Annotated in this window: 11 protein-coding genes; 4 read left to right on the top strand and 7 right to left on the bottom strand. The window is 62.3% G+C overall.

What is annotated here, in order from left to right; genetic code table 11:
* The first annotated feature begins 203 nt into the window (after window positions 1–203).
* Window positions 204–1349, top strand: coding sequence for a serine hydrolase domain-containing protein (locus tag AC07M8_RS05615; RefSeq protein ID WP_495173395.1), 1146 nt, complete (start codon window positions 204–206; stop codon window positions 1347–1349).
* Between the two features lie 151 nt (window positions 1350–1500).
* Here the strand turns inward: AC07M8_RS05615 and AC07M8_RS05610 are convergent, their stop codons facing one another.
* Window positions 1501–1950 carry a nuclear transport factor 2 family protein gene (locus tag AC07M8_RS05610; protein WP_495173394.1) on the bottom strand — a complete coding sequence of 150 codons (450 nt, stop codon included), beginning with the start codon at window positions 1948–1950 and terminating at the stop codon, window positions 1501–1503.
* A 342-nt stretch (window positions 1951–2292) separates the two neighbouring features.
* Here AC07M8_RS05610 and AC07M8_RS05605 point away from each other — a divergent pair, with 342 nt between their 5' ends.
* Together AC07M8_RS05605 and AC07M8_RS05600 are read left to right on the top strand one after the other, a co-directional pair.
* Entirely contained in the window at window positions 2293–3117 is an 825-nt protein-coding gene (locus AC07M8_RS05605; RefSeq protein WP_495173393.1) for a hypothetical protein, read from the top strand.
* Window positions 3060–3365, top strand: coding sequence for a response regulator (locus tag AC07M8_RS05600; RefSeq protein ID WP_495173392.1), 306 nt, complete (start codon window positions 3060–3062; stop codon window positions 3363–3365). Before AC07M8_RS05605 ends, AC07M8_RS05600 begins: the two co-directional genes overlap by 58 nt.
* A gap of 34 nt (window positions 3366–3399) precedes the next feature.
* Here the strand turns inward: AC07M8_RS05600 and AC07M8_RS05595 are convergent, their stop codons facing one another.
* On the bottom strand, window positions 3400–3807 hold the full coding sequence (locus AC07M8_RS05595) for a response regulator (RefSeq protein ID WP_495173391.1): 408 nt from the start codon (window positions 3805–3807) through the stop codon (window positions 3400–3402).
* A 90-nt stretch (window positions 3808–3897) separates the two neighbouring features.
* Entirely contained in the window at window positions 3898–6531 is a 2634-nt protein-coding gene (locus AC07M8_RS05590) for a PAS domain-containing protein (RefSeq protein WP_495173390.1), read from the bottom strand.
* Between the two features lie 191 nt (window positions 6532–6722).
* Here AC07M8_RS05590 and AC07M8_RS05585 point away from each other — a divergent pair, with 191 nt between their 5' ends.
* The gene (locus AC07M8_RS05585) at window positions 6723–7226 is read left to right on the top strand and encodes a DUF1440 domain-containing protein (protein WP_495173389.1); all 504 of its coding nucleotides are present in this window, start codon (window positions 6723–6725) and stop codon (window positions 7224–7226) included.
* Window positions 7227–7410: 184 nt separating this feature from the next.
* Here AC07M8_RS05585 and AC07M8_RS05580 read toward each other — a convergent pair whose 3' ends face one another.
* From AC07M8_RS05580 to AC07M8_RS05565, 4 genes are all read right to left on the bottom strand, one after another.
* Window positions 7411–7992 carry a DUF308 domain-containing protein gene (locus AC07M8_RS05580; protein WP_495173388.1) on the bottom strand — a complete coding sequence of 194 codons (582 nt, stop codon included), beginning with the start codon at window positions 7990–7992 and terminating at the stop codon, window positions 7411–7413.
* A gap of 119 nt (window positions 7993–8111) precedes the next feature.
* Window positions 8112–8753, bottom strand: a complete 642-nt coding sequence (locus tag AC07M8_RS05575; RefSeq protein WP_495173387.1) for an NrsF family protein — start codon at window positions 8751–8753, stop codon at window positions 8112–8114.
* Entirely contained in the window at window positions 8743–9354 is a 612-nt protein-coding gene (locus tag AC07M8_RS05570) for a sigma-70 family RNA polymerase sigma factor (RefSeq protein ID WP_495173386.1), read from the bottom strand. The genes AC07M8_RS05575 and AC07M8_RS05570 overlap by 11 nt, the downstream gene beginning before the upstream one ends.
* 389 nt (window positions 9355–9743) lie before the next feature.
* Window positions 9744–10280 carry a J domain-containing protein gene (locus AC07M8_RS05565; RefSeq protein ID WP_495173385.1) on the bottom strand — a complete coding sequence of 179 codons (537 nt, stop codon included), beginning with the start codon at window positions 10278–10280 and terminating at the stop codon, window positions 9744–9746.
* Between the last annotated feature and the right edge of the window lie 748 nt (window positions 10281–11028).

The following is an 11028-nucleotide window of genomic DNA, read 5'->3' as shown; positions in this document are numbered from 1 at the left end:
GATCCCATTGCAGACACTCAGCGCTAAATTTATGCCTCTCAAGTCCGGTCGTTCAATCATTGCGCAGCTGCAGTCTCGTAAATGCGGCGCGTTCATTTTGAGACCTCTTGGTATCGGGAGGCGGGTCTGCCAGCGTGTAGGTGACTCTTGCCGAGAGTGTGCAGATGAAAGCAGCCCGATTCCCCATGGCTCTGCTCTTACCGATGGCACTGGCCTCGACCAACGATGCAAGGACCATCCGATCGCCGGAAACGATTGATACGGCCGTGGCAGCCGCGATGTCGAAGACCGGTGCGAGAGGCTTGGCGATCGCCGTCATCGAACGGGGTCGGGTCCGCTACGTCCAGGCCTATGGCGTGCGCGACAAGGCGGGCCATCGCTTGCGGACGGATACCGTGATGTACGGCGCTTCGCTTACCAAGACCGTGTTCGCCTATCACGTTCTCCAGCTCGTCGATCAGGGGACGTTGGCGCTGGATGCGCCGCTTGCCGGCTATCTCGACAAGCCCCTGAGCGACTATGACACCAACGCGATCTATCCTGACAAATACGGCCCTTATCGCGACCTCGCGGCCGACGATCGCTGGAGGCGTATCACAGCCCGCCATGTGCTGACCCATTCGACCGGGTTCGCCAATTTCTGGTTCATCGAGCCGGATCGAAAGCTGCGCATCCATTTCGATCCCGGCACGCGCTTCAGCTACTCGGGCGAAGGTATGAGCCTCCTTCAGTTCGTGATCGAGAACGGACGGCGAGACCGTGGACTCGGGCTGGACGTCGGGCAGCTCACCCAAGCGACATTCACCCGGCTGGGCATGACCCGGACCAGCCTGCAATGGCGACCCGATTTCCGGCCGAACCTCGCTGACGGCTTTAACGACCGCGGCGAGACGGTCGAGCACGACGAACGATCAAAAGTTCGCGTCGCCGGTTCGATGGACACAACGATCGCGGACCTCGCGAAATTCGCCGCGGCGCTGGTTCGTCACGATGGACTGAGCCGCGCCGCGTACGACCAAATGGTCGCGCCGTCGCTCCACATCACGACCGCACATCAATTTCCGAACTTCGGGCCTGAACTGCCGGCCAACGACCAGCGCAAGGACCTGTATGCAGGGCTTGGCGTCGTCACCTTCACGGGACCGAAGGGGCGAGGCTTCTTCAAAGGCGGCCATGATGGCCAGACCGCGAACACGCTTGTCTGCCTCGAGAAGACCCAAAGCTGCGTGCTTATCCTCTCCAACGACGTTCGCGCCGAATCCAGCTTCGCGGACTTGGTGAGCGCCGTGCTGGGCAACACTGGCGTACCGTTCGATTGGGAATATGGAGACCATGCAGGTAAGTCGTGATGAAACGTCGGAGGTCGTCATACTGACCGACAAGTGGACGTTCATGGCACTCACGCGGCTTTCGAAACCAGCCGCTTGCCACGTTACCAACGCCCGTTGTGAGCAGGGCATTCAGGCAGCTGAAAGGCGATTGCTCGTGGAGAGAGGTCGTTCAGAACCCCGAGGTTGACGTCGCCTGCTGCACCACCAGCTGCCAGCGCCCATCTCGCCTCACCAACACGTCCGTGAACCGCAGATACATCTCGCCATAGTGCCCGAAGGCAGTGCCGCCGAGATGGTCTACGCCCGTGACGACAGCCGTATTGCCATAGGTCATGATGTCGAGCGGGCCATGATCGATGAATTTGGGTTTGATCTTGCCGGCAGCGAACAGCGCGATATCGGCGGCGCGGGACTGAACCTTGCCGTCCATGCCCTGAATGCGCCCCTCCGCCGCATAGAACCGTTCGAGGAATGCGGTGTCGCCTGCAATCCTTGCTGTTCGCCAGGCGTCCTCGGCTTTCGCAATCTCCTGTCGGGTAGCATCCGTCGTTTGAGCTGTGGCTGAGATGCTGCTCGTCAAACCCGCCAATGCCAAGCAGATCACGTTTAGAATGCACATGGGAAAGCACCTCCGCGAGCAACATTATAAGCCGGGCCGTATGTCCGCGAGTGGGCTGAAAGCGGGCCGGCATATTGAAGGCAGACGCAGAAAGCTACGTTGCCCGAACGGCGATCCAGTTGAATAGGAGATTACGGTTGAGCGGGAAGATCGTCACGCCTGGTTGTCTTTCGCCGCACCTACATGTGCCGTAAGCCGCTGCGCTGCAGTAACCGACTTGCCAGCGTCAAAGCATGACGACGTAGCACAAGGCACTTTAGACGGCTGAATGATAACGACGCGGGCTGCTCCCCAATGCGATTTGTGCTATAGATCCAGTTCAGGGTGTCGGGGGGCGAACTGATGGCTACGGTAGCACTTACGAAACGGGCGAGCGCAGACCGCGAGCACCGCTTTTTCATCCGCTCGGCCATAGTGATGACGCTGACGGTTTTCGCGGGCTTTAGCCTGCAGCTTGCCATGGGTCGATCGAGCTTCGCGGTGCCCATCTTCCTTCACGTGCATGCCTTCTTCTTCTTTGGCTGGACAGTGCTTTATCTGGTGCAGAACGTGCTGGCAGGGCCTGAACGTGTCGCCCTGCACCGGCGCCTGGGCTGGCTGTCCGTCATCTGGATACCGGGCATGGTCATCATGGGCACTTACGCAACGGTGATGGCGGCCCGGACGCTGCACGTGCCATTCTTCTTTCAGCCGGCCTATTTCGTCGTGATGAACCCGCTGTCCTTGTATGTCTTTGCGGGGCTCGCGACCGCCGCGATCGTCATGCGTCGGCGTACGCTGTGGCACCGGCGGCTGATGTTCTGCGCGATGTCGATAATCCTGGCACCCGCGCTGGGCCGCATCGTCCCCAGTCCACTCCTCATGCCTTACACCAGTGAGGTGCTGTGCATGATCTTGCTTCTGTTTCCGGTTGCCGGAATGATCCATGATCTGCGCGCCAACGGCCACATACACCCCGCTTGGTTCTGGGGCGTGGGAACGATCGTGGCCATGCAGATCGCCATCAATGTGATCGTCTTCAGCCCGCTTGGCCCTGCGATCTATCGTCTCGCCACAGCGGGCTCTCCCGGCGCCCACGTCGCGCCGCTCGACTTTCCGCTCCCGCCCTGGTGGAAGGCGCCGGGTTCGAGCGGGTCGAAGCGATCAGCGTCGAGAACGCCATCCTGATCCTCGAACAGCGACCGGACATCCGGATCGCCTACATGGATCTCGATATGCCAAGCAGCATCACGGGAATCGAAGTCACTGCCGCGGTCCGCGACCGCTGGCCATCGATCGAGATCATCCTGACCGCGGCCTTTTTCACCGAAGCCGATCTGGCGCTACCGTTGCGTGCCACATGCTACCCCAAGCCTGTTCAGCGCGAACAGGTGGAGGCGGCCATGCGCCGCATGGCCGAGCATCTGGCCGACTGAGCCGTAGCCGGATCGCTGCCCCTTGCAGCCCGGCTCACACGGCATCCCTTAAGGGCTGGGGCTTTTTGCCATCTGGCAAGGATCGTCGCAGGTGAGCGTAGATCATCTGGGCGGTGAAGGGCTTGGAGATGAAGGTTGCCTTGTCCGGCATGTCACCCGGTGCCGGACTGACGCGCCCGCTGGCGATCACGATCTCGATCCAGGGATAGTTCTCGGCGACATGGCGCGCCAGGGCGAACCCGTCAGTCTCTCCTGGCATGTCGACGTCCGAGAAGAGCAGGATGATGTTGTGGGCATGTTCCGGCAGCAGGGCTATGGCGGCGTCACCATCGTCCGCCTCATGCGTCCGGAAGCCCGCATCCTCCAGGATGCTCGATACGTCTATCAGAATCAGCGGGTCGTCGTCGACCGCGAGTGCATAGGGGGTTGTCGAGAGTATCATGGGCAGAGAACGACCGGACGAGCAAGTTAGTCTCGGATTTCTTTGACAATTTCCTTCGGCCGCTAGCCATCGCCGTCGCCCCCGATCGTCTCAGGCGTTTGTAGCAGCCCCGTTCAGCGCCAGCAGACTGGCGGCCAGCTCGTCGTTTCGGAACGGCTTGGTCAATCGCGGGATGTTCGCGTCGATGCCCTCCGCCTCGGCATAGCCGGATACGATCAGGACCGGCAGGTCCGGCCAGTCGGACACAATGTGGCGAGCCAGCTCCGCCCCGGTCATGCCAGCCATCAGGTGATCGGTCACGAGGACATCGGGCCGCAGGCCCCCGGTCACGAGACTTAGCGCTTCCTCTGCCGACGCGACCTCGACGACCTCGAAGCCGAGATCGGCCAGCATGTCTGCGGTGCTGATGCGGACAAGCTCCTCATCCTCGACGAGCAACGCCACGCCCCGGCCGATCGTCGCCGGCCGTGCACGAACGGGCTGGTCGCCGACAACGGCGGCTTCCGAGCTGATCGGAAACCAAAGAGTGATCACTGTGCCCTGACCCACCTTGCTCTCGATGGTCAGGCCGCCCCCGAGCTGCGCCAGCAGGCCATGGACCATGGACAGGCCCAGCCCGGTGCCCTTGCCGACGCCCTTGGTCGAGAAGAAGGGCTCCGCTGCCCTTGCGAGCGTCGCCTCGTCCATGCCCGTCCCGGAGTCGCTCACTGTCAGGCAAATGTAATCACCCGGGGCGAGGCCCGGCGTCCGGTCGTCGGCAACACGGCAGCGGCTCGCCGCGATAGTGAGCGCACCACCCTCGGGCATCGCGTCGCGTGCGTTTACCGCCAGGTTCAGCAGCGCCATCTCGAGCTGGTTGGCGTCGGCACGCGCCGGGGGAAGGCCCGCGGCGATGCCGACGTCGATCGTGATCGCGGGTCCCAGCGTCGATCCGATCAGGTCGACCATGCTTTCGACGAGGTGCCCAAGGTCCACGGCCGTCGGCTGCAGCGGTTGGCGGCGCGCAAAGGCGAGCAGGCGCTGAACGAGCGTCTTGGCGCGCTCGGCCGATTGCAGCGCACCGCCGATCAGCCGCTGCTCTCGTTCAGAGCCGACGCCCTTGCGCACCAGCATGTCGAGAGAGCCAATGATCGGCGTGAGGAGGTTGTTGAAGTCGTGGGCGACGCCGCCAGTGAGGCTACCCATCGCCTCCATCTTCTGGCTCTGGCGTAGTGCCTCCTGAGCAGCCTCAAGCTCTGCCTGCGCGAGCAGTCGTTCGGAAATGTCGTTCGCATGATGGAAGGCAGCCACGATCTCGCCCGCGGCGTTGCGCAGCGGCGTATATGTGATCTCCCAGTAAGGAGAGCCGAGTTCCGGCCTGCCAAACGCTTCAACGATAGTGAAGGTCTCGCCCGCCAGCGCCCTATCCATGAGCGCGCGCATTATCCTGCCCTGCTCCGGGATGAACAGGTCGGGAAACACCTCGCCGATCCGGGTGTCGAAGCCGTTCACCCGGCGGAACTCGTTGTTATGCGCGTGATTAAAGGCGACCAGCCGGTATTCCGTGTCGAAGGCGCAGATCGGCGCGACTGTGGCCTCGACGATGTCCTGATAGCGGCGCAGGTCCTCGGTTCGCGCCGCCACCTGCTGTTCGAGCGTCTCGTTCAGTTCGCGCAAGCGCACCTCGGCGCGAGCGCGCTCGATCGCGGGCTTGATCCGCTCGCCGACCTCTTGGACGAGGACTTCCTCGGCCGTCGTCCAGACCCGTGGTCCAGCGCTCTGAACGGCGAGCAGCCCGACCCATTCCTCCTCTTTGAAGAGGACGACGTCGATGAACGCGCCCACGTCGCGGGACCCGAGGCCATCCCGCGCTGCCTCGCTGAGCCTGTTATCCTGTGGCACGTCGTAGACGACGACTGGCGTATCATCCCGATAGGCGCGCAGTAGGTCGGGGCCGAACGCCTCGAGCGAGTGCCGGCCGACGAGCGAGGCCACGCCACGGGCATGATCGGCCTCCACCATCATCGTCGATCCGGCGATCTCAGCGTAAAATACGCGGCTGGCATCAAGCCATTCGCCAAGGCGCTGGGCCGTCACCGCCATGATATCTGCCGGCGTCGCGAGCGGACGCACGGCATCGGTGAGGGACAGCAGGAACTCTGTCCGGCGTTCGGCCGCGACCCGTTCGGTCGTTTCAGACAGGATGCATAGCACCCCGGCCGGCTCGCCGTCCTCGCCCAGCACCGGCGAATAGTCGAGGTCCATCCACACTTGCTCTGGCCGCTCGTGGCGGTGAAGCGTCAGTTCCTGGTCGTGGTAGTGTAAAGTCTCCCCATCGAGAACGGCCCGCCTCACGCCGTCGTTGAACTCAGCCAGTTCGGGCCAACCCTCGCGCACGTTCGACCCGAGCAACTCCGGATGCCGGCCGCCAGCGATGCGGGAGTAGGCGTCGTTGTACAGCATCACGCCCTCCTCGCCCCAGAGCAGCGCGATCGGTACCGGCGAGCGCAGAAGGATGGATGTCGCTGTTGTGAGGTTTGCGGGCCACGTGTCGATGGAGCCCAGCGATGTTGTTGTCCAATCCAGCAGGCCGATGAGATCGGCACATTTTCCGCCCCCGTTGAGGAAGGATGGAGTGGTCGAGGTAGCACCATCGCTGCCCGGAATGGCGAGCCGGGGCTGAGAACAACGCTGGATCGTGCCGCTCTGATCGGGTCGCCTGCGAGGAATGAGCTCAGTCGCCATCACGGCAGAGCTACTCGAAACCGGCATCTGCTCAAACCCTTGTTCGACAGCTGTTCAGGTCTGACCCGTCCGGGTCATGCAAGACGGGTCCGCGAAACGACTCCGCGCTCTGATGGTTTCAGCCTGAAGGGCCGGTCGCGACATCACTCGCTGCTGCCACAGTCACGGCGAACCGTTTGTAGAGGGAATGCATGAGCAAGCAGGACAACACTATCGTTGCGCGGGTCGCGCGCGGCGTGGTCGCGGGCGTAATTGCTGGCGCCATTGCCTCATTTGCGATGGATCGCTTTCAGGCGGCCGTGTCGCCGTTGCTGCCGTCGAGCGGCGACGATGAGGAGCCGGCAACGCAGAAGGCCGCCGACGCACTGGCACGCGGGGCCACGGGTCACGACGTGGCTACGCCGGACAAGCCGCTGGCCGGCCAGGCGATCCACTACGCGCTCGGGATCGGTCTCGGAATCGCCTACGGCGTTGTCGCCGAGTTCAGGCCGGCGATTGCCGCCGGGTACGGAACCGCGTTCAGCATCGGCACGGCGACCTTGTTGGACGAAGGTGCTGTGCCGGCAGTCGGATTGGGATCACCCCCGTGGCAGGCCGACCTGCCGACAACGCTCTACTCCTATGCGTCTCACCTCGTCTTCGGCGCCACAACCGAGGTCGTCCGACGGCAGGTGACAGCCACCCTGTCGGCATAGGGCTGGGCAGGCACCCGCGGCACGATGCTCGCGACTTTCTAGAATCCGGGACAGGGTTCGTAAGCTGAGACTGCACGGGCGCGAAGACCCATAGAGTGATATCCAGGCGGTCCTATCAGCTTTTCGAAAACCGCCGCTCATTCAAGTTCCGAAATCAGCTCGGAGTCGCGGGTGATAAGTGCGCTCAGGCATCGACGGCCTTCGAGCGGCGACGCGCGTCGCTGATGGTCAGCGAGACGGCCGAGATGAGAAAGTAGAAGGCGCCGAAGGCAGCATAAGGCGCGATGTCAGCGATGCTGACGGACGTGTCTCCGGCGGCCTTATGGAGCATGTGGGCAGCGGCAAGGCCGGACTGGGCGCCGCTAAGGATCATCGCCCACTGTGCACCGTACGACTTCCAGCGTCGAACACTTGTAACGAGCTGGAACAGTCCGGCCAATGCGGCCCACACGCCGAAGATCTGGAGGACCGCGTGCATGCCGTGCGAAAGGGTCGAGGCGACGGCGACCGCGGTCAGTATACTGACGACGAAGTTCAGCATCTGGCTCTTGTTCTGAGCCAAGCCGCCGCTGCGGCTGGCATCCAAATAGTTCGCGATGGCGTCCCACGCCGGGTAGGCGACGAGCATGACTGCCGCCAGCGGTGGCACGTCCTTGCCGAGCGCGAAGGCGATTGCAACCCACGCCGTGGAGAACGCAAAGCGTCGATAGTAATAGGTCTTGAGCCAGTCGGGGTTCGGGCCCTGGGTTTCGGTGGCGGTCGTCACGGTGATTTCCTTTGCTGGTAATGAAGGCGCACGTCTCCGATCCGGGAACCAGAGGCGGCAGCGGTTGGTGAAGTTCGGCAGTGGTGCGGCTGGCTAGGACGGCCGCGGAACGGATACCGCTACAGGAGGAAGCGTCTCGGCAGGCGCCAGCGGGCCGCGCCCGCTACGGCGGCGCAACCGATGGAATACCAGACCACGACGTAAAGCGGGTCGTTGAACGGGCAGCAGAAGGCGAAGACGAGGGCACCGACAGTGCCCGCCGCGATGCCCGATGCGATCGCGCTGAGCTTGGGCTGCGTGGGCGCCGCACGCCGCATCAACACGCCCAGCATCGCCACCACAGGCAGCGACAGGACGAAGATCGAGCCCGCGCATACAAGGCCGCGGCCCGGATCGAGGCGCTCGAGCACAGTGTGGCCGCTCATACCGGTCGGCGCGACGAACATGCCGCCGATGATGGCAATGACCGCCAGGGCACAAGCGAGCATCAATCCCGTGCGAGGTCGCGCCGTGGGTGAGAAGGATCGGATCGCGACGGTGCAGGCAATCCCGGCCAGCACCGTGAGGCTCCCCAGCCTCCACGTCAGATATGGCGACGCGGCCATATGGCCCATGTCCGGGCGCATCATTCCCGATCCCAGGAAGAGCGCAAGCTCGGTCGCGCCAAGCGCAAGGACGAGCCCGGCCTCACGCAGCATGCGCCGACGCCGGACCGGCGCAAGATTGGCCGACAGATCCAGGATCAGGGAGTCACTCGACATCGGAAGTCTTTTCTATGAATGCCGTCAGGCGTTTGAGCCCGCGGTGGATGTTCATCTTGATGGCGGATGGCGACAGGCCCGTCTCTCCCGATGCATCCTCGATGCTGTAGCCTTGCACCTTGACCAGCAGGATCGACTGCGCCTCCGCCGGACGGAGCCCCTCGAGCAAGCTGGCGAGAACCGAAGCGCTGATGACCGAGATCTCGTGATCGCCGACCGAAAGGTTTTCGGACAATTGCTCGCTCGGACGACGCTCCAGGCTGCGTAGCTGATCGATCCATTTGCGCTTGGCGATCGCCGCCAGCCATGCACCCAAAGGATATTGCGGATCGTAGGTGTGACGTCGTCGGTGGATGGCAAGCAACGTCTCCTGAACAGCGTCCTCGACATCGCCAGGCGGCAGGCGGCGTCGGAAGTACCGTGCCAGCCAGACCGAGACTTCGCCGAGCAGACGACGGTAGGCACCGCCGTGTCCCTTTTGCGCGGCCACCATGAGGCCGCCCCAGTCATCTGCTGCCGTCAGCGCTGGCCGCTCGCGTGCGACCCGCGCCGCGCCGGACGATGGTTTTGAGTTCAATCTCGAGAGGAAGCCCGAACGCATGGTCTGTTATTCGCGCGACAAGGTAGACTGGTCACTCGTCAGTGGAATAATTTTCGCTCCCATCAATCTGTTCGATGACTGGCTGAGGCGGCTTCCGACACGATGCGCTGCAAGGCGGCCACTCAGAAACGTTCCCATTCACGCGCGTCGCGTGGAGGCTTACGGCAGCTTTCAGGAATGACGATTTTCTGTTGAAGGTCACGAAGTCGCGCGTGGCCGCCGACCGGCCCGATTCATGGAAACGACGCTCCGCGTCGGCTGGCTTGACCCACAAGTGGACGTTCAGCCCGCCCTTCACGCTTCCCAACTTCGGCCGCTCATTCATCTCCGCGTTATGACCGCTTTCGGCGCCTGACCTGCGACCTCGAATGTCGCGACTGGGCAATAGTTTAGGAAGCAGGCTGCCCAAGCCTGAATTTTGTGCCCGATGAGCTGCGGCCGGCTTTTGCGGGGGGCTTAGTGACGGGATGAGCGGCGACGCTACCTCGAACCGTAGATGCCGATCCGGATTCCTCATGAAACAGAACCAGGATTGTAGCGATCGGTGCGGCGGTGAGGATCAGCAGGAAAAGCCCCATCAGCCATTCGTTGGTCTCTAGTGGCTGCGAGAAGCTACCGCTGGACTGCATTGACGGACTAGGTCGCATCGGGCGCCTGCCGGCTTTCCTGGGGTGAAACGGGCGGTCCGCGGTCGCTCGGTGGGCAGACGGCCTGATCTGCGAGCGATCATAGGCAGCGCGTGCTTCCTTTTTTCCCAAAACGGCATACGCCTCGTTGATCTCTTTCGCCCGAGCAGAAACATCCACACCATGGTTAGCATCGGGGTGATATTGACGGAGCAGCGCCTTCCACGCGGCGTGGATGGCGTCGCGACTTGCCGTCGAGGGCACCCCTAGAACAGAATAATAGTCAGGTGAGAGAGCCATCTAGCCGTTACTTGCGGCTAAATTGCGGAAAAGGAAAGTCCGCCTGGCGCGTGGTTTTAACCTGGCTTTCTCGGTGATCCAAAGGGTGGGCTTTAGGCGCCGACAAGCAGATACCTACCATTCCCATCAAGCGTTGAAAGTGAGACCAGCGAGGGAAGGCGTTAACACGCTGCGTGCTCGCCTCGTTGAATACCTTCGCTGCAGAGGAACAGCCAGCATGCGCGATCTTACCGATCAAGGCGCATCGCGGCAGTACGTCATGACGCTGTGTAGACGGAGCGCGATAAAGGGAAAGCAATACTGATGGTATACCTTGTTTCCAATTAATGAGCGTAAGGGCGGCATGATGCTCAATACGCTGTCTGACAACGATTCCCACTGGCTCCACCTCGCTTCTAACACGGCAACGGCCTTAAATCTGCTGGTAGACTAAAGGTGTCGGTGGACCAGATAACCTTTATCCTATGATGAATACTTCTAAAGCTCATGCTCCCCAATCTCTCGACATAACAGATTCAGAGCGACGCCGATGGCTTTAGCAACGTTTCGATAATATCAGCGTAGGCAGAGCATCACAAGTTAGCGCACAACGCTGTTTGAGCAATCTTGTCACATAGCATGTGGCGTTGCAGTCATCGCCGCGAGGACGATCACGGGTGATTGAACTCCAACGTTAGCGGACCCTGCCTTAGCTAAGCGGCGCTGTTCCGCATCTATAGCGGCGCCCTTCTGGCCATTTGCGAACGCG

It is taken from the genome of Sphingomonas sp. GW821-FHT09E03 (assembly GCF_059416225.1).
Note: the sequence above shows the minus strand (reverse complement) of the source record. Positions and strands in the feature narration are given on the sequence as shown.